The sequence below is a fragment of the Actinomycetospora sp. 2LY8.5 genome, assembly GCF_057180585.1.
This window is the reverse complement of record NZ_JBXUHE010000037.1, coordinates 16,379-34,508: the sequence shown is the minus strand read 5'-3', so window position 1 is coordinate 34,508 and position 18,130 is coordinate 16,379. Positions and strand designations below refer to the sequence as shown.

At 72.3% G+C, this 18,130-nt stretch carries 18 protein-coding genes and 1 pseudogene; 10 read left to right on the top strand and 9 right to left on the bottom strand.

Annotation, left to right across the window (positions count from 1 at the left end; all coding sequences use genetic code 11):
* Positions 1–26: 26 nt before the first annotated feature.
* The 7 genes and pseudogenes from AC2A1K_RS28325 to AC2A1K_RS28295 form a co-directional block, all read left to right on the top strand.
* The gene (locus AC2A1K_RS28325) at positions 27–242 is read left to right on the top strand and encodes a ferredoxin (protein WP_483899690.1); all 216 of its coding nucleotides are present in this window, start codon (positions 27–29) and stop codon (positions 240–242) included.
* A gap of 17 nt (positions 243–259) precedes the next feature.
* On the top strand, positions 260–1,657 hold the full coding sequence (locus tag AC2A1K_RS28320) for a cytochrome P450 (RefSeq protein ID WP_483899689.1): 1,398 nt from the start codon (positions 260–262) through the stop codon (positions 1,655–1,657).
* A complete protein-coding gene (locus AC2A1K_RS28315) occupies positions 1,654–3,318 on the top strand; it encodes a thiolase C-terminal domain-containing protein (RefSeq protein ID WP_483899688.1) in 1,665 nt (554 codons plus the stop codon). Before AC2A1K_RS28320 ends, AC2A1K_RS28315 begins: the two co-directional genes overlap by 4 nt.
* Position 3,319: 1 nt before the next feature.
* Entirely contained in the window at positions 3,320–4,852 is a 1,533-nt protein-coding gene (locus tag AC2A1K_RS28310; RefSeq protein WP_483899687.1) for an NAD-dependent succinate-semialdehyde dehydrogenase, read from the top strand.
* Between the two features lie 78 nt (positions 4,853–4,930).
* Positions 4,931–5,233, top strand: coding sequence for a hypothetical protein (locus AC2A1K_RS28305; protein WP_483899686.1), 303 nt, complete (start codon positions 4,931–4,933; stop codon positions 5,231–5,233).
* A 62-nt stretch (positions 5,234–5,295) separates the two neighbouring features.
* A complete protein-coding gene (locus AC2A1K_RS28300) occupies positions 5,296–5,844 on the top strand; it encodes a DoxX family protein (protein ID WP_483899685.1) in 549 nt (182 codons plus the stop codon).
* A 133-nt stretch (positions 5,845–5,977) separates the two neighbouring features.
* Positions 5,978–6,271: pseudogene (locus AC2A1K_RS28295) on the top strand (FAD-dependent oxidoreductase); the annotation flags it as partial.
* A 179-nt stretch (positions 6,272–6,450) separates the two neighbouring features.
* Here the strand turns inward: AC2A1K_RS28295 and AC2A1K_RS28290 are convergent.
* The 5 genes from AC2A1K_RS28290 to AC2A1K_RS28270 form a co-directional block, all read right to left on the bottom strand.
* Complete coding sequence (locus AC2A1K_RS28290; RefSeq protein ID WP_483899684.1) at positions 6,451–6,891, bottom strand: MaoC/PaaZ C-terminal domain-containing protein; 441 nt, start codon at positions 6,889–6,891, stop codon at positions 6,451–6,453.
* A gap of 68 nt (positions 6,892–6,959) precedes the next feature.
* Positions 6,960–7,487: an FAS1-like dehydratase domain-containing protein gene (locus tag AC2A1K_RS28285; RefSeq protein WP_483899683.1), complete on the bottom strand. Its 528-nt coding sequence runs from the start codon at positions 7,485–7,487 to the stop codon at positions 6,960–6,962.
* A gap of 78 nt (positions 7,488–7,565) precedes the next feature.
* Positions 7,566–8,822, bottom strand: a complete 1,257-nt coding sequence (locus AC2A1K_RS28280; protein ID WP_483899682.1) for an amidohydrolase family protein — start codon at positions 8,820–8,822, stop codon at positions 7,566–7,568.
* 67 nt (positions 8,823–8,889) lie between these two features.
* Positions 8,890–9,759 carry a TIGR03560 family F420-dependent LLM class oxidoreductase gene (locus AC2A1K_RS28275; protein WP_483899681.1) on the bottom strand — a complete coding sequence of 290 codons (870 nt, stop codon included), beginning with the start codon at positions 9,757–9,759 and terminating at the stop codon, positions 8,890–8,892.
* A 285-nt stretch (positions 9,760–10,044) separates the two neighbouring features.
* Positions 10,045–10,452, bottom strand: a complete 408-nt coding sequence (locus AC2A1K_RS28270; RefSeq protein WP_483899680.1) for an ArsR/SmtB family transcription factor — start codon at positions 10,450–10,452, stop codon at positions 10,045–10,047.
* 185 nt (positions 10,453–10,637) lie between these two features.
* Between AC2A1K_RS28270 and AC2A1K_RS28265 the strand changes: the two genes are divergently transcribed.
* The 3 genes from AC2A1K_RS28265 (at position 10,638) to AC2A1K_RS28255 (ending at position 13,411) form a co-directional block, all read left to right on the top strand.
* Complete coding sequence (locus AC2A1K_RS28265; RefSeq protein ID WP_483899679.1) at positions 10,638–11,435, top strand: enoyl-CoA hydratase/isomerase family protein; 798 nt, start codon at positions 10,638–10,640, stop codon at positions 11,433–11,435.
* Positions 11,436–11,515: 80 nt separating this feature from the next.
* Positions 11,516–12,556 carry a LacI family DNA-binding transcriptional regulator gene (locus AC2A1K_RS28260; protein ID WP_483899678.1) on the top strand — a complete coding sequence of 347 codons (1,041 nt, stop codon included), beginning with the start codon at positions 11,516–11,518 and terminating at the stop codon, positions 12,554–12,556.
* A gap of 141 nt (positions 12,557–12,697) precedes the next feature.
* Complete coding sequence (locus AC2A1K_RS28255; RefSeq protein WP_483899677.1) at positions 12,698–13,411, top strand: hypothetical protein; 714 nt, start codon at positions 12,698–12,700, stop codon at positions 13,409–13,411.
* A gap of 40 nt (positions 13,412–13,451) precedes the next feature.
* On the opposite strand, the gene AC2A1K_RS28250 is transcribed toward AC2A1K_RS28255, so the two are convergent.
* The 4 genes from AC2A1K_RS28250 to AC2A1K_RS28235 all read right to left on the bottom strand — a co-directional run bounded on the left by AC2A1K_RS28250 (position 13,452) and on the right by AC2A1K_RS28235 (position 17,944).
* The gene (locus tag AC2A1K_RS28250) at positions 13,452–14,387 is read right to left on the bottom strand and encodes a VOC family protein (protein ID WP_483899676.1); all 936 of its coding nucleotides are present in this window, start codon (positions 14,385–14,387) and stop codon (positions 13,452–13,454) included.
* A gap of 74 nt (positions 14,388–14,461) precedes the next feature.
* Positions 14,462–15,904 carry a carboxyl transferase domain-containing protein gene (locus AC2A1K_RS28245; protein ID WP_483899675.1) on the bottom strand — a complete coding sequence of 481 codons (1,443 nt, stop codon included), beginning with the start codon at positions 15,902–15,904 and terminating at the stop codon, positions 14,462–14,464.
* A complete protein-coding gene (locus AC2A1K_RS28240; RefSeq protein ID WP_483899674.1) occupies positions 15,894–16,688 on the bottom strand; it encodes a 3-hydroxyacyl-CoA dehydrogenase family protein in 795 nt (264 codons plus the stop codon). Before AC2A1K_RS28240 ends, AC2A1K_RS28245 begins: the two co-directional genes overlap by 11 nt.
* Positions 16,689–16,774: 86 nt before the next feature.
* Positions 16,775–17,944 (bottom strand): thiolase family protein, encoded by a 1,170-nt coding sequence (locus tag AC2A1K_RS28235; RefSeq protein ID WP_483899673.1) that lies wholly within the window; start codon positions 17,942–17,944, stop codon positions 16,775–16,777.
* Positions 17,945–18,130: the final 186 nt, after the last annotated feature.

Genomic DNA, 18,130 nt, shown 5'->3' with positions numbered 1-18,130 from the left:
CCACCGACCCACGGGAGGCCACCACCATGAAGGTCCGTGTCGACCCCGACATCTGCCAGGGCCACACCCTGTGCGCGATGACGGCACCCGAGCTCTTCGGCCTGAGGGACGAGGACGGACACGCCTACGCCCTCTGCGAGGACGTGCCCGCCGATCAGGAACGGCTCGCCGAGGCCGCAGCCCGTTCCTGCCCCGAGCAGGCGATCGTCCTGTCCGTCCTGTCGTCCACCGAGCGAGCCTGACGCGGAGGCGTACGACCATGAGCATCGACGAGACCCCCTCGACCGAGGGCGGCCGCTGCCCGGTCCAGGCGGCACCCGGCCCGGCGATCGACCTCGACCGGCACTCGACGAGGTACCGCACCGAGTTCGAGGATCTGACCGACGAGTTCCATCGCCGCTGCCCGGTGGCCTGGAACGAGACCCACGGCGGGTACTGGTTCGTCAGCGGGAACAAGGAGCTCTTCGACATCGCCCGGCGTGCCGACGTGCTCTCCAACGACAACGACGTCAACGGCACCGACCGTGGTTACCACGGCATCAGCATCCCGCACCGACCCCACGTCGAGCACCGTGGACAGCGTGGTGGCTTCCTGGAGATGGACCCGCCCGAGCAGCGCTACTACCGGCAGAGGCTCAACCCGTACCTGTCCCCGGCGGCGGTGGCGCGGTGGAAGCCGGTCATGGCGGAGCTCACCCGCGCCTGCCTGGACGAGGTGATCGAGTCCGGGCGCATCGACTTCGTCGACGACCTCGCCAACATCGTTCCGGCGGTCCTGACGATGGGCCTGCTCGGTGCGCCGATGAAGGACTGGGACGTCTACTGCGAACCCGCGCACGCGGGCGTCTACACCTCGCCGGACTCGCCCGACCATCCGCGCGTGATGGAGCTGAGCCGCCAGATGGGCGTCCGGATGATGGAGACCGTCCACGAGGTCCGGGCGGCGCCGCGACCGGGCCTGATCCACGAGCTGGTGACCTGCGAGATCAACGGCCGGCGACCCGACGACCTCGAGATCCTCGGTGTGCTCATGCTGCTCATCGGCGGCGGGTTCGACACCACCACCGCCCTGTCCGCGCACGCGCTGGAGTGGCTCTCGGAGAACCCCGCGGAGCGGGAACGACTCAGCTGGGAGCGCGACACCCTGCTCGACAGCGCCACCGAGGAGTTCCTGCGCTTCTACACCCCAGCGGTCGGGGACGGGCGCACGATCGCGGCGGACTGCGAGATCAACGGCACGGAGTTCCGTGAGGGCGAGCGGCTGTGGCTCTCGTGGGCGATGGCCAACCGCGACGAGAAGATCTTCCCCGACCCGCACAGCGTCCATCTCGAGCGTGGCGGCAACCGGCACGCCAGCTTCGGGCTGGGCATTCACCGCTGCATCGGGTCCAACGTCGCGCGGGCCGCGTTCAAGACCATGCTCACCGCCGTCCTGGACCGGATGCCCGACTTCGTGTGCGACCCCGCCGGCGCGGTGCACTACGACACGGTCGGCGTCATCAACGGCATGAAGCACCTCCCGGCGACCTTCACCCCCGGACGGCGGCAGGGGCCGGGACTCGAGGAGACCATTGCGCGAATGCAGCAGGTGGTCGACGAGCAGCGCATCGCCGAGCCGGTGACCGCCCGGAGAAACCCCGCCGAGGTCGGCGGGTGACCGCGCCGGGGCGCCCACTGCCGTTCGTCACGCCGCTCACCGAGTTCTACTGGAGCTCGGGAGCCGACGGGCGGCTGCGGGTCCAGCGCTGCGCCTCCTGCGCGGCGCTGGTCCATCCCCCGAAGCCGGTCTGCCCGTACTGCCTCGCGACGCAGCTCGACGTCGAGGCGGTCTCGGGGTCCGGCACCCTGTTCGGCTTCACCGTCAGCCACCGGTTCCACCTGCCCGGGCTGCCCTCGCCGTCGATCGTCGCGCAGGTGGCCCTCGCCGAGGACCCCCGGGCCCGGTTGACGACACGCATCGTCGGCTCCGAAGAGGACGACCTGTACCTGGGCATGCGGATGCAGGTCGAGTTCGAGCACGTCGAGGACGTCTGGCTGCCGCTGTTCCGGCCGACGCCCGAGCAGCCTGCGTACCCCGACCCGCTGCCGGCGGACGAGGTGCCTGCCGAGACCGTTCGCACCCTCGTCCGACCGCCCCGCACGACGCACCGGTACGAGGACGACGCGGTGCTGTCCGGGGTCGGTTCCTCGCGGATCGGACGGCGCCTCGGCGTCGACCCGCTCGCCCTGACCGTCGAGGCGTGCCGGGCGGCGCTCGACGACGCCGGACTCACCCCCGACGAGGTCGACGGTCTGTCCACCTACCCGGGCGGCGGGCTCGAGCACGGCATGGGGGAGGGCGGGGTGACCGCCCTGGAGGCGGCGCTGCGCGTGCGACCGACCTGGTTCAACGGGGGTGGCGAGACCTTCGGCCCCGGGGGCTCGGTGGTCGCGGCGATGCTGGCCGTCTCCGCCGGCCTCGTCCGCCACGTGTTGTGCTTCCGCACCGTGTGGCAATCCACCCACGACGCGCTGCTGCGCAGCGGGCGCCTGCCCACCGGGGCGGGGCGGGTGAGCGGGGACATGGGCTGGGGGATGCCGTTCGGGGCCACCTCGGCCGCCCACGTGCTGGCCCAGACCGCTCAACGCCACTTCCACCGGTACGGCACCTCCCGGGAGACGCTGGGATGGATCGCGCTCAACCAGCGGGCGAACGCGGCCCTGCACCCCGACGCGATCTACCGCGAGCCGCTCACCATGGACGACTACCTCGGCGCCCGGACGATCACGACGCCGTTCGGGCTCTACGACTGCGACGTCCCCTGTGACGCGGCGATCGCGGTCGTCGTGTCCGCCGCGGAGGCGACCCCGGACCTGCGACGGCCACCGGTGCGCATCGAGGCGGCCGGCACGCAGGTCGTCGAGCGGCTGGAGTGGGATCAGAGCACGTCGACCCACGAGCCGCAGGTGCTCGGCCCCGCCACGCACCTGTGGACCCGGACCTCGCTGCGCCCCGACGACGTCGACGTCGCCCTGCTCTACGACGGCTTCACCTTCAACTGCCTGTCCTGGATCGAGGCGCTGGGCTTCTGCGAGCTGGGCGGAGCCAAGGACTTCCTGGACAGCGGGAAGAACATCTCACGGGACGGGGTCCTGCCGCTGAACACCCATGGCGGCCAGCTCTCGCACGGACGCACCCACGGGATGGGTCTGGTGCAGGAGGCGGTCCAGCAGCTGCGCGGCGACGCCGGTGCGCGCCAGATCCCCGCAGCCCGTGTCGCGGTCGTGAGCAGCGGTGGCCTGACGCCGAGCGGGGTCCTCCTGCTGCGCCGCGAGTGACGTGCGCGCGAACTCGACCGCGGTGCCCGGTCCGGCTAAACTGCTCAACATTATGAAAGATTTAGAAATGCCAGATGGCTACGCGATGTACGGCGGCGACACGCTCTTCGTCCAGGGCAAATGGCAGGGCGCCGCCGACGGCCGGGTGTACGACGTTCGCGACCCGGCCCGGGGCACGCTCATCGCCCGGGTGTCCGACGGCGGTGTCGAGGACGCCCGCCGGGCGGTCGCGGCCGCCGAGGAGGGCTTCGACGTCTGGCGGGCCGAGACGCCCTACCGCCGTGCGGAGGTCCTGTGGGACGCCCAGGGGCTCATGCGGCGACGGCTCGGGGACCTCGCCGACCTGATGGTCCTCGAACAGGGCAAGCCGCTCAAGGCGGCTCTCAACGAGGTTCGCTACGCGGCGGACTTCCTGTCGTGGTTCGCCGAGGAGGGCAAGCGGGTGCGGGGGAGCACCATCCCGTCGGCCCGGGCCGACCAGCGGTTCTCGGTGCTGCGGCAGCCCGTCGGGGTGGTCGCCGGGATCACGCCGTGGAACTACCCGATCTCGATGATCACGCGGAAGGTCGCGCCCGCCCTGGCCGCCGGGTGCTCGATCGTGGTCAAGCCCGCGGAGCAGACCCCGCTGTGCGCGGTCGCCGTCGTCGAGTTGCTGGCCGAGGCCGGCGTCCCGCCGGGCGTCCTGAACCTCCTGACCACCAGCCGACCGGCCCTCGTCGGTGACCAGCTGATCGACTCGCCGGCGGTGCGCAAGCTGACCTTCACCGGGTCCACCGAGGTCGGCAAGCACCTGGCCGCCCGCGCGACGGCGACGATGAAGCGGGTGTCGATGGAGCTGGGCGGCCACGCCCCGATGATCGTCTTCGGCGACGCCGACCCGGTGCACGCCGCCAAGGGCACCGCCCTGGTGAAGTTCCTGAACACCGGCCAGGCCTGCATCAGTCCGAACCGCATCTTCGTCCACCGCTCGGTGCTTCCGGCGTTCACGGAGGAGCTCGTGTCGCGAGCGGGCCGTCTCGTGGCCGGGCCCGGCGACCGGGAGGGGGTCGGCGTCGGACCGCTGGTCGACGACGCCGCGCTGGCGAAGGTGGCCGATCAGGTCGACGACGCACTCGCCCGCGGCGCCCGGCTGCTGGTCGGGGGCACGCGCCTGACCGAGGACGGCCTCGACGCCGGCCGGTTCTACGCACCGACCGTGCTGGCCGACGTCGACGAATCGATGCGGATCTACCGGGAGGAGACCTTCGGCCCCGTGGCCGCGATCGTCGCGTTCGACGACGAGGACGAGGTCGTCGCCCGGGCCAACGACACCGAGTACGGCCTCGCGTCCTACCTCTACACCCGTGACCTGGGCCGCGCCGTGCGTGTGGCCGAGGCGCTGCGGTTCGGGATCGTCGGGATCAACGACATCAACCCGACCGCCGCGGCAGCGCCGTTCGGCGGGGTCGGGGCCAGCGGCCTCGGCAGGGAGGGCGGTACCGAGGGCATCGACGAGTACCTCGACGTCAAGCTCGTGGGCCTCACCGTGCCGTGATCGGGCCGTGCCGTGATCGGGCCGTGCCGTGATCGAACGACGACCGGATCGACCGCGAACTGGGCAGGAGCAGACGAGATGAAGCTGACGGTGGGCACGACCCTGGAGAGCACGGTGGACGCGACCTCGCTCGTCGTCGTGCGGGCCCCCGACCGGGACCTGACGGTGACGTGCGGCGGCCGCACCATGACGCTGCCGGGCGCGACGGGCGAACGGGTCGCGCCGTCGGACGACGCGGCGGGCTCGGGACTGCAGCTCGGGAAGCGCTACACGGGCGCGGACCTGGAGCTGCTGTGCGTGAAGCCGGGCGAGTACCCGGTGGCGGTGGACGGGGTCGAGGTGGCGCCGAAGAGCGCGCAGCCCCTGCCCGCCTCGGACTGAGCGCCCAGGTCCCGCGCCCACGGGGCCCGGGACTCCGGGAACGACGACGAGAGGAGCCATCGATGTCGCGGCGAGCGCGGCGCGGCGGCGCGGGTACCGAGCTGGCCCGACTGCTGCTGCGGGGGGTGGTGGGGAGCACCCTGATCACCCACGGGATCAAGCACGGCCGGACCCTCGAGGGCACCGCCGGCTGGTTCTCCTCGATCGGGTTCCGGCAGCCGCGGTGGCAGGCCCGGCTCAGCGCGGTGGTGGAGGTCGGCGCGGGCGGCGCCCTGGTCGCCGGGGCAGCCACCCCCCTCGCGGCGTCGGCGGTCGTCGGCACGATGGCCGTCGCCGCGCGCACGGTCCACCAGCCGCACGGCTTCTTCATCAATCAGGAGGGCTGGGAGTACGTGCTGAACCTCGCCATGGCGAGCACCGCGCTGGCCGCACTCGGGCCCGGCCGGTACAGCGTCGACGCCGCCCTCGGTCTCGAACGGCGCGCGAGCGGCCCCGCGGCGGCCGGGGTCGCCGCCGGCCTCGGCGTGGCGGCCGCGGCGGCACAGCTCGCCGTGTTCTGGCGACGGCCCGTCTCCGTCGCGTCGGTCCCCGACACCCCGGGTGCGGCGTGAGGCCGGTCCCTGAGCACGTCACCGTGGTCGGCGCCGGCCTCGGAGGGGTCCGGACGATCGAGCACCTGCGAACGAACGGCTACGCCGGCCGCATCACCCTGCTCGGGGACGAGCCGCACGCTCCGACGCCGTCGTGGTGGCCACGGGGGCGGTGGCCCGCCGGTTGCCCGGGCAGCCGGCGGGGGCGCTGACGCTGCGCACCCTGGACGACGCCCTCGCGCTGCGGGCGGCGTTCCGCACCACGCGTTCACTCATCGTGGTCGGCGGTGGGTTCATCGGCGCCGAGGTCGCATGGGCCGCGCTCGGCCGGGGTGTCGAGGTCACCGTGCTCGAGGCGTTCTCGGTGCCGTGCGCACGGGCGCTGGGTTCCGAGGTCGGGACCCTCAGTGTCTGGGGCGCACGGACGTCGCGGACGAGGTCGTGTGCCTGTCCGGGAACGGCCTCGACGGCGGGCCGATCAAGGGCACGGTGGTCGGGTACTTCTCGGGGGCTCCCTCGTCGGTGTCGTGGCCTTCGGTGCGCCCGCCGCCTTCGTCCGCTTCCGGCCCCTCGTCCTGTCCGGTGCCGACCGCGTCTCGGTGACCGCACACGCCGGTGGCGCCGGTATCAGCCGGTGAATCGCACGGTGGCCGTCCCCGGCGCGAGGCGGCGAGCCGAGGCGTCGTCGGCCCACAGGTCGAGCGTGAGCAGTGTCGACCCGTCCGGGGCGTCCTCCCGGGCGGTGACCACGCCGCCACAGGTGATCTCGTCGCCCTTGAGGGCCGGCGCCGTGAACCGGCACCGGAGATGCTCGAGCTCACCGTGCTCTCCGATCCAGCCCTCGACAGTGGCGTGCAACCAGGACCAGACCAGGTTCCCCATCCCGATGGCGCCCGGATAGCCGGCCGCCTGCCCGGCGGCATCGTCCATGTGGATGTTCACGAACTCGTCGTTGACCGCGGCGAAGCGGTTCCAGACCTCGAATCCGGCGGCCCGCACGAACGGCGGCAGCGCGTCCCCGACCTCCGGGGGGCGTGCGACCCGGGTGCCCGGCGTGGTCTCGGCCATGTCTCCTCCTGCGGTGCGGGACGATGCTCGGCCGCCCCGAGCCGGGCTCTCGGGAGCCGCGCGCACGTTCAGTAGCGGATCAGCGTCATGTTCTGGGTCTTGATCTGCTCCCCGTCCTGGGTGGTCCAGGTCGTGGTCACCTCGGTGAGCAGCATGGCGCCGAGGCGTCCCTCGCGCTCGGAGTAGCCGGAGACGGCCGACTCCGCGGTGACCACGTCCCCCGGCCGCATCCGGGTCCCGGAATAGTCGGCCGAGACACCCCCGTTGAGGACGCGGTGCAGCGCGGGCGGGTCGATCCCGAGCCGGTGCTCCATGGCGCCGATGGCGGCGTACCCGGGGTCGGCCGGTATCTCGCGCCCGGTGGGGTGGACCTCGGCCGGGCCCCACGCGAACGGGTTGAAGTCGAGCGGGGCGACCAGGAGGTGCTCGTCGGCCGACCCCGAGGAGGTGTACCGCCCCGGAGGCGGGGCCGGGAAGTGGATCGCGATCGCCCAGCGTCGGATGTCGGAGGCGGCGATCGGATGCGACACGCGGTGGTCGTAGGGCTGGCCGACGATCGCGAGCATGTCCGCCCGGATCAGGCCGAGGTCGCTCACTGCTCCTCCTGGGATCGATCGCTCCCGCAACGCCGTGTCCGGCGCGCACGAGCCCGAGGCCGTGCGCGCCGGAGGCGGTCAGGAGTGCGCCAGCTCGTAGAGCTCACGCCACTCGTGCTTGGAGCGCACCGTGGTGTCGACGTCCGGCGACTGCGCCCGCAGCGCGCCGACCGTGGCGTCGGAGCGTGAGATGTGCCGGAAGGGGTCCCATCGGAAGAACCGACAGGTGTTCTCCCAGAGGATCTTGCTGATCTCCGGGTCGGTGGCGCCGGCCCCGTTCATCTCGTTGAGGACGAACTCGGGGGCGTTCGGCCAGATCGTGTCGGAATGCGGGTAGTCGCACTCCCACGCGATGATGTCCAGACCGATGTCGTGCCGGACCTTCAGCGCGGTCGGATCAGTGACGTAACAGGCCAACGAGTGCTCGCGGAAGATGTCGCTGGGCAGCTTGCCGCCGAAGTCGTGGCCCAGCCACCGCTGGTTCGTGTAGTGCCGGTCGCAGCGGTCGAGGTAGAACGGGATCCACCCGATGCCCGCCTCCGACCAGGCGATCTTCAAGTCGGGGTAGGCCGTCATGGCTCCGCCCCAGAGCAGATCCTGGGCGGCGAAGGTCGACACCTGGGTCGCCAGGATGATCATGTTGTCCACCGGCGCGTCCGGGGCGCTGCGGATCGCTCCGAAGCCCTGACCGATGTGCAGACACATGACCGTCTGGGTTTCCGAGGCGGCCCGGAAGAAGGGGCCCCAGTACTCGAGGTCGTGGTAACTGGGCAGCCCCTGCAGGTGCGGCAGCTCCGGCATGGTCACGGCACGTACGCCCTTGGCCGCCATCCGGTGCACCTCGGCGGCGAGCTCCTCGGGGTGCCACACCGGCCCCAGCGCGACCGGGATGAACCGGCCCGGGTAGCTCGCCGCCCACTCGTCGACGTGCCAGTCGTTGTAGGCCTTGAGCATGATCAGCGCGAGGTCCTTGTCCTCGGCCTCCTGGAAGAACCGCGCGCTGAAGCCGGCGAACGACGGGAAGCACATCGACGCGAGGATGCCGTTGCGGTTCATGTCGCGAACCCGCTCGTGCACGTCGTAGCTGCCCGGCCGCATCTCCGCGAAGGTCGAGGGGTTGAGGCCCCACTCCTCGTTCGGCCAGCCGACGACGGCGTTGAGGCTGGTCGAGACGCTGGGGACGCCCTGGAACCACCACTTCTCGTAGCCGTTCTCATCCATGATCGACTTGGGTGCCTCGTCCCGGTACTTCGCGGGCACGTGGCGGTCGAACATGTCGGGCGGCTCGACCACGTGGTCGTCGATGCTCACCATGATCATGTCTTCGACGTTCATCCCGTTCCTCCCTGCCGCTGGGTCGTGGTCGTCCGTGTCGTCGTCCGTGTCGTCGTCCTGGTGCCGCTCACCAGGTCCGGACCTCCGGGATCACCTTCGAACCGAGCGTCTCCAGCGGCGTGCGGGCTCCGACGTCCGGCACGGAGCCGTAGACCGTGGTGAATCCGAGGTCGTGGAGCCGCCGCAGCTCCTCCAGCAGGCCGTCGACGCCTCCGGGGCCGTCGGTCACCAGCGGCAGGACGGCCGTCTTCTCGATCTCCTCGTGATCGCGCCCGAGCCGCTCGCAGTGCTCGGTCAGCCGGGTGATCTTCTGGCCGGCGTCGCGGCCGCCGTAGACGTTGAAGGCGTCGGCGTACTGCGCCGCGATGCGCAGCGTGACGCGCTCGCCGCCGCCACCGACGAGGATGCGGGGGCGGGGCCGTGACACCGGCGCCGGGACACCCAGCGTGCTCGACAGTTGGTGGTGCTCACCCCGGAAGGAGTCCCGGCTGCCGCTCCACATCTGGAGGCAGATCCTCAACGTCTCGTCGAGGCGGGCGTACCGGCCGCTCGGGGCGTCGTAGGGCAGCCCGAGTCCGGTCGCCTCCTCCTCGTTCCAGCCGGCGCCGATACCGAGCCAGGCCCGTCCCCCGGAGAGTACGTCGAGGGTCGTGACGATCTTCCCCAGCAGACCCGGGGCGCGGTACGTCGCCGCCGTGACCAGCGTCTGCAGCTCGATCGTCCGTGTCACGCCGGCGAGGAAGCCGAGGCCGGTGTAGGACTCGAGCATCGGCTCGTCCTCCTCACCGATGAGGCTGATCTGCCAGACGTGGTCGGTCAGGCTCAGCCGGGAGAAGCCGACCTCCTCCGCCGTGCTCGCGACTCTGGCCAGGCGAGTGCCGATCTCGTCGGGAGCTCCGAAGGACGAGTAGTCGTTGATGTGCAGTGCGAGTTGCATGAGCCGCTCCGGAGCGCATCGATGATTTGACAGTTATCGACGAGTCACATCATCGCTCGTCGGGCGGCCGCGCGCAACGAGGAGCCGCGGCGGGCAGGGTGTCGGCCCGCGGCGTGCCCGAGTCGGTCGGCGCTCGTGTGGCGCGCTCGTGTGGCGCGCTCGGGCGGCGCACTCCTCGGCGAACGCGAGGACGCGGAGGTGAGGGGCGCGCGCGACGTGCTCAGGGACCGGGGCGCACCGGCGGGTGCTGCGAGCCCTCCCGTCGCCCCGCAGTGCGCGAGGTGCTCACCATGTCAGCAGCGTCACCGGAGCGTCGTCGTCGCCCGAGGCGCGGGGGAGGCCCTCCCCGGGACGGGCCTGCGAGGCGCGGCCGGAGGTGCTCCGTCGGCCCGGCCCGGCTCCCACGGCGCGGGGTGCCGGGGTGAACGAGGACAACGCCTCGGCCAGCTCGTCGAACGCCTCCGTCCGTGCCCGATAGAAGTAGTTGCGGCCTCGCTTGTGCACCTCGATGAGGCCGGCCTGGGCCAGGATCTTCGTGTGGTAGGAGATCGTCGGCTTCGAGACGGGAAGGGTGTCGTCGAGCACGCTGGCGGCCAGCTCGTCGTGCTGGGCGATCTGCTGGACGATGTTCCAGCGGACCGGGTCGCCCAGCGCCTTGAAGGCCTCGGCCGCCACGACCGCGTCGCGGGCCATCGCCGCTCCCTTCACCGTGCCATGAGGTCGACCGTTAGTCAGGCATCAATCTACTGCACCGGTGTTCCCGGTCGAGCGCTCGCCGAAGGGATCCGGCCCACACGTCGCGCGCCGCCTCCTGGCCCCGGGGAGACCTGCCCTACGCTGCGGTGACTCCAGCCGCCCGTCGAGGAGGAAGGACGCGGATGGCAGCAGGTTCAGGCGACGCGGTGCTGGTGACCGAGCCAGGTCCAGGGGTTCGCCTGCTCACCCTCAACCGGCCCCAGGTCCGCAACGCCATGACCTCGGAGATGACCGAGGCCTGGGACGACGCTGTCCGGCGGGTCGGCGACGACCGCGCGACCAGGGTCGTGGTGGTGACCGGCGCGGGCAGCTCGTTCTGCTCCGGTGCGGATCTCTCCTGGCTCGACCAGGCCTCGGTCGAGGACACCACCACCGATCGGCTGCGGGACCGGATGCTGCCGTTCTACCGTAGCTGGCTGCGACCCCGGCTCCTGCCGTTCCCGGTCATCGCGGCGGTCAACGGCCCCGCGGTCGGCGCCGGGGTCTGTCTCGCGCTCGCCTGTGACCTGCGGGTGGCGGGTCCGTCGGCCCGCTTCAGCACGCCGTTCATCTTCCTCGGCACCCACGGGGGCATGGGCGCGACCTGGTTGCTCCCCGAGGCCGTCGGGGTCTCCCGGGCCCGTGAGATGCTCTACACGGGTCGCGAGGTCGTGCCCGAGGAGGCCGCGAGGTGGGGTCTGGCGACCGAGACGGCGGACGAGCCGGTCGAGCGCGCCCTCGAGCTCGCGGCGCGCATCGCGACCGCGGGGCCGATCGCCCTGCGCCTGACGAAGACCGGTCTCGAGCAGTCCGCGGCCGGACTCGAGGCGTCGTTGCAATGGGAGGCGCTCGCCCAACCGGTCACCATGACGACCGCCGACCTGCACGAGGGCGTCGAGGCGATACGGCAGCACCGCGCCCCGCACTTCCGCGGGCGGTGAGCGCTCGCGAGCGGTGCGCTGCATGATAGGCGTGTCGCGACTCACCGGCGACCGCGATCACTCGGACATCTGGAGGGACCGTGTCCAGCCAACCGAGCGAAGGGGCACCGGCACCGGCTCCGGCACCGGCACCGCGGTCCCGGCCGGCGACCAGCGGCGACGTCGCCCGGCTGGCCGGTGTTTCCCGGGCCACGGTCAGCCACGTCCTCAACGGGCAGGTCGCCCGGTTCGCTCCCGAGACCGTTGACCGCGTCCGGCGGGCGGCGGCGGACCTCGGCTACGTCCGCTCCGCCGCCGGTCGTGCCCTGGTGAGGGGCCGCAGCGACTTCGTCGTCCTCGCGGTCCCGGACACCGCCGTGAGCGACTCGCAACGGCTCCTCGAGGCCGTCTCGGCGGATCTCGCGGAGATGGGCTTCATGTCGGTGGTGCACTTCCGCCTCTCCGAGGCCGAGCGCGTGGTCTCCCATCGCCTGCACCACCTGGTGGCGACCCTGCGTCCGGCCGGTGTCGTCGATCTGGGTGGGATGTCCCGACGCGACTTCGACCTCCTCGAGGACAGCGGATGTCCGGTCCTGCCCTCGCCCGACCGACCCGAGGTGAACGGCAATCATCTGATCGGCCGCCTGCAGGCCGAGCACCTGGTCGCGCGGGGGTACACCGCCATCGCCTGTGCCTTTCCGCCCGGTGTCGCCCAGGACGCCTACGGCCACGCCCGCACCTCGGCGATCGCCGAGGTGTGCGCGTCACGTGGGGCCGGGGTGCCGTCGACCCTGGGGGTGCCGCCGTGGCCTGCGTCCGTTCCGGAGGCGCTGCAACGGCTCGTGGCGCGGGCCGGGTCGGTGGGCCTGGCCGCCTACGACGACGCGGTGGCCAGGACGCTGGTCACCGCCGCGCGCGCCGCCGGACTGCATGTCCCCCGGCACGTGGGCGTCATCGGCGTGCAGGGGCCGGAGGGGCCGGCGCCGGGGGAGCCCCCGCTCACCACGGTGGCGGTCGATTTCGCGGCGTCTCTGCGCCACGTGCGCCGCTCCGTGGTCGAAGAGTACGGAGGTCTCGGTCCGTCGGCCGACGACTCACCCCCGTTCGCGGGGTTCGACGTGCGTCCGGGAGACACCACGTAGGTGTCCGGGCACGCCGGCGTCCGAGCCGTGTTGACGCGTGTCACTACGATGCCTACGGTCGGTTCGGCCGGGGCGCCGGCGCACCACCACGAGCTGTCGGGAGTCGATCCCGGCGGCGGCTGCTGGCGAGGAGGCTGGCCGATGTCACTCCACTGCGACGTCGACGTGGTGCTCATCGGCCTCGGGGTCGTCGGGGTCGCGGCCGCGCGGGAGGCGGTCGGCGCCGGTGCCCGCGTCCTGGCCCTGACCCGGGCCCCTCTCACCGGCTTCCGCGGCGAGGCCTCGAGTCCTCCCGGCATCGACGTCCGCTCCCGGACCGTCGTGCACGAGCTGATCGTCGAAGGGGGGCGGGTCGCCGGCGTCGGATTCGATCCGGGTCCGGGCCACCTCGGCCGGGACCATCGCGCGACCTCCGTGACGTGCTCGGCGGTCGTGCTGGCCCTGGACGCGCGGCACTGGGAATTCGTCGGCCCCGCGGTGTGGTCGGTCGTGCGGGACGGGCCCGTCGTCCACCGTCGACGGTTGGGCGTCGTGTCCTCCGGCGCCGCATCCCGGACATCGCCCGGTGGACCGGAGGGACCCGAGCTCGCGGTGCGCCGTTGGTGTGCCGACTGGGAGGCCGGACCGGTGGCGGCCGCCGCCCAGGAGGCACTCGAGGTCGACGCCGCGAGCCGGGGGGTGACGGCCTGCGGCACCCCGGTGCCGGGCCTCTACACGGCGGTGCCGACCCACCCGACGGGCGACGGCGCCGGCCGTCGCGGGGACGCCGACGCGATCGCGGCCGCCCGGCTGGCCGGTCGCGCCGCGGTGATCGCCTCGAGTGCGACCCGGCCTGCGCTGAGCTCGGTGGGCTGAGGGCGAGGGCCGGTCGGGTGCCTCCGGGTCGGACGAGGGGTCAGACCGAGAACGGGTCGCCCTGGATCTCCTCGGTGCTCAGGAAGATCGGTGCACCGAAGCTGTCGTCGACGTCGGTGGCGAGCAGCGTGTCGCGAATGCGCGTGGTCCCCACGCCGTTCGCGGTGAGCCAGCGCTCGGCCGCGTCGAGGTCGGCGACGAGGAAGCGCAGCCCGTAGATCATGTTTCCCCACGTGGCGACGTGGCGGCCCAGGTCGGAGTCGTCGTCCGTGGGCTCGGCGACCTGGAGCAGACAGTCTCCGAGCTGCAGCGTCGCGTACCGGGCGCACAGGTCGATGTCCGTCCCGGCCTCGACCGGGACCGCCTGCATGACATCGACGTAGGTCCGGACCGCCGCGTCGAGGTCGCGCACGCCGAGCGTCACGTAGGAGAACCGCTCGATGGTGAGGGGGTGCGTCCGCCACAGACGCACCAGCGACGACCAGGACTCCTGGTCGCGAGGGTCTCCGGGCATGTCGATGCTGCACAGCTCCACCATGAGGCCCGCGGTGTCACGGGGGCTGGGGAAGAAGTACGGCGTCGCCGGGTCGAGCCTCTCGATCCGGCCGCCGCCCGGCTTGCCGATGAAGACGCCCTGCTCGAGGAGGCGGTCGGCCAGACCGGGGAGGTCGTCGACCTTGTAGCCCACCGAGTGCAGGTGTCGCCCGAACTTCGTGTAGAAGCGCCCCACCGGCAGTTGCGGGTCGGCAGGCATCCGCGGCGACATCGTCTCGATGCACAGGTCGCCGACCATGATCAGGGTGGCGAACCGGTCCTCGGGCTCGAGGTAGTTGGGCTCGTCGACGCCCATGAAGACCAGGCCGCCGAAGACGGTCTCGTAGAACTCCCGCAGCTTCGCGGCGTTGTCCGACATGTGGACGACATGGATCATCTGTCCGATGCCGTGGTCTCCCGTCGTCCGGACCTGCTTCTTCACGGTGTGCTCCTCGAGGGTTCGGTGGGTGCGCTGCGGAGGTCATGACGGAGAACCAGCCGCGGAGGACGATCTCCTCACCCTCCCGGGCGGTCGGTGTCCCCGTATGTCCGCAGAGCTGCGGAGGTCGCCAGGCTGGTCCGGATCTCCCGTGCTCCGGTCCAGGACCCGGCCAGCCGGGTCGTGACGGCCTCACGAACGGCGGTCACGTCCTCGGGCAGCACCCGGTCGACGACGCCGAGGCGCAGCAGCTCGGCGGGGAGCATGCCGAGTCCGTGCGCGAGATCCGGTGCCCGGGACGGGTCGCGGTGGAGGACAGCGGCGCCCGCCTCCGGACCGATCACGGAGAAGACGCCGCCGTCGAGCACGAAGAGCTGGTCGGTGTGGGCGAGGGCGATCGCCCCGCCGCTGCCGCCTTCGCCGACCACGACACCGATGCTCGGCGTCGGCAGGTCGGCCAGGGCGAGCAGCGTGCGCGCGATCTCCCCGGCCACCCCGTCGGCCTCGGAGGCCGGTGCCGGGTCGGCGCCCGGCGTGTCGACGAGCGTGATCACGGGCAGGTGCTGCCGTCCCGCGAGGTCCACGGCGCGTTGCGCGAGACGGTAGGCCCCGGCCGAAGGAGCCCCGGGGCGGGCGCTGCCGGCGTGGCGGTCCATCGCGATCATGACGGCGCGGCGGCCCCCCATCGTGACCAGGCCGGCGCGGATCGCCGGGTCGGGTCCGGCGATCTCGAGCCACCCGTCGCTCAACCACCCCGCCCATTCGAGCCCGGACGGGCGATGCGGGCTGCGGCAGCGCTGAAGGTGATCCCACGCGTCGGCCGGCGATCCCACGGCCGGGTGCGGCGTTCGCGGGCGGCCGGTGAGCGCCGGTAACGGCTCGGCGGGCAGCGCGCCGATCACGGCGGCGAACCAGTCCCAGCACCGCGACCGCGGAACGATCGCGTCGATCAGGCCGTTCCGCAGCGCGGACTCGGCGGTGTGTGACGTGGGCGGCGGCGCGGCGCCGGTGATGGTGGCGACCACCCGGGGCCCGCCGAAGCCGATGGTTGCCCGCGGTTCGGCGGCGCGGAGGTCGGCGACGGAGACGAACGAGGCGAACACCCCGCCGGTGGTGGGCGAGGCCAGGTGGGCGGCCGAGACCAGCCCGGCCGCGCGGTGGCGCGTCGCGGCCGAGACGGTCCGCGGCATCTGGATCAGGGAGATCATGCCTTCCTGCAGCCGCACACCCCCGCTGGCGACGGTCACGACGACCGGCAGGCGGTTCGACGTGGCCTGGTCGTAGGCGCGCACGACCCGCTCCCCGGCCACGGCGCCCATCGTCCCGCCCCAGCGGGCGAAGTCGCAGTCGATCCACACCACCCGGCGCCCGGCCAGCTCGACCACCGCGACCCGGACCGACTCGTCGTCGCCCGACGGGGGTGAGTAGCCCGGGAAACCCAGAGGGTCGGTGGAGCGCAGCCGGTCGTGGGCGATCTCGAGGATCACGACGTCGTGGTGGGCCGGCAGCTCAGTCGTCATCGGTGTAGAAGCCCCGTCCGGTCTTGCGGCCGAGCCAGCCGAGCCGCACGTACTGCCGCAGCAGCGGCGGCGGGACGTAGCGTGGGTCCCGGTACTCCTCGTACAGGGAGGCGGCCATGTCGTGGACGATGTCGAGCCCGATGAGGTCACTGAGCCGGAATGGCCCCATCTTGTGGTTGAAGCCCAGGGTGATCACCGAGTCGATCGAGTCCATGTCGGCCACGCCCCGCTCGTAGGCCCGGATCCCATCCAGCAGGTAGGGGACGATGAGGAGGTTCCCGACGAAGCCCGGCACGTCGTTGACGAGCACGGGCGACTTGCCCAAGGCCGTCGTCAGCTCGACCACCGCGTCGATCGGCGCCTGCTCGGTGACCGGCGTGCGGATCACCTCGACCAGCCGCATCGCCGGTACCGGGTCGAAGGAGTGGAGCCCGATCGTCGACGTGTTGGACGTGATCAGGGTGTCGGGGCCGACGATGTCGTCGATCCGCGCGAGCAGGCGCTTCGTGATCTCCACGTCCTCGAACACGGCTTCGACGACGAGGTCGGCCTGGGCGATCTCGCCCAGGTCGGTGGTGAGTGAGGAGGAGTCCCGAGCCGTCCTGATCTGTTCGTCCGCGAGCTTGCCGCGGGCGACCCCGGCGGCGATGCCGGCGTCGGCCCGGTCGACGGCTTCGGGGCTCGTCTCGACGCCCAGGCCCTCGTATCCGTGCTGGGCGGTGAGCGGGATGATGCCGCCGCCCATCGTCCCGCAGCCGACGACGGCGATCTTCTTGAGGCTCATGGGACGGGTTCCTTCATCGGTCCGGGGTCGGGGGGAGCGGTCGGCGCGTGGTCGGGCCCCGGCGCGGGCGTGGTGCCCGTGCGGGATCAGCCGACCTCGACGACGACGGCCCCGCCCTGCCCCCCGCCGGCGCACATCGTCGCGACCCCGAGGCCGCCACCGCGCCGGCGCAGCTCATGGGTCAGGGTGGTGAGCATGCGGGCGCCGCTGGCCGCGATCGGGTGGCCCAGGCTGCAGCCGCTGCCGTGGACGTTCACCAGGTCCTCGTCGAGGTCCAGCTCGCGGCAGGACGCGACGGGCACCGACGCGAACGCCTCGTTGATCTCCCAGAGGCCGATGTCCGACGTCCCCAGGCCCGCGCGGTCGAGCGCGACCCGCGCCGCGTCGATGGCCCCGTCCCCGGTGTACTTCGGATCGACGCCCACCGACGCCCACGCCCGAACGGTCGCGAGCGCGGGGAGGGACTCCGAGCGGGCGAGCTCGTCGGAGACGACCACGAGTGCCGCCGCGGCGTCGTTGGTCCCGGACGCGTTGCCCGCGGTGATCGAGAACCCGTCGATGTCGGGGCGCAGCGGTGGCAGTGCGGCCAGCTTCTCCGCGGACGTGGTGGCGCGCGGGTGCTCGTCGACGGAGAACTCGACGACCGACCCGTCGGGACGGGTCACCTTGATAGGGGTGATCTCCTCGGCGAACACGCCCGACGCCGTCGCCGCCACCGCCCGCTGGTGCGAGCGCAGAGCCCACGCGTCCATCGCCCGGCGGGTCAGACCGTACTTCCGGGCCAGGTTCCACCCGACGCTCAGGACGGTGTCGTCGGTGGCGTCCTCGGTGTAGGGGAAGCCCGGGGCGATGCGCTGCTCGGTCGTGTCGGTACCGGGGATCCTCCAGGTCAGCGACGGTGTCAAGGACATCGACTGGACCCCGCCGGCGACGACGGCGCGATCCGCGCCGGTCCGGACGGTCGCCGCCGCGTTCGCCACGGCGGTGAGGCTGCTCGCGCAGTGCCGGTTCACCGCCTGTCCGGGGACGCGCGTCATCCCGGCCGCGACCGCGGCGTGGCGGGCCAGGTCGCCGCCGCCGTACATGGACTCCCCGAAGATCACGTCGTCGATCCGGTCCGGCGCCACGCCGGCGCGCCGCACCGACTCCTGCAGGACGTGCGTCGCGAGCATCTCCGCGGGCGTCTCGGCGAGGGTGCCCTTGCGGGCCGTCCCGATGGCCGTCCGGACCGCGCTGGCGATCACTGCTTCTGGCACGACCCACCTCGTCGTCTCGTCGTCTCGTCGTCTCGTCGTCTCGTCGTCGGTCGCTCCGGACCGGAGCGCCACGAGCGACTCTAGACAGTAGATGGAAAGACGTAAATGTGTCGAAATATGGCGGTGAACACGGGTCCTCGGGGGTCGGATCGGCCGCGAGCGGCCGGCCGCGCTCGCGGACCAACG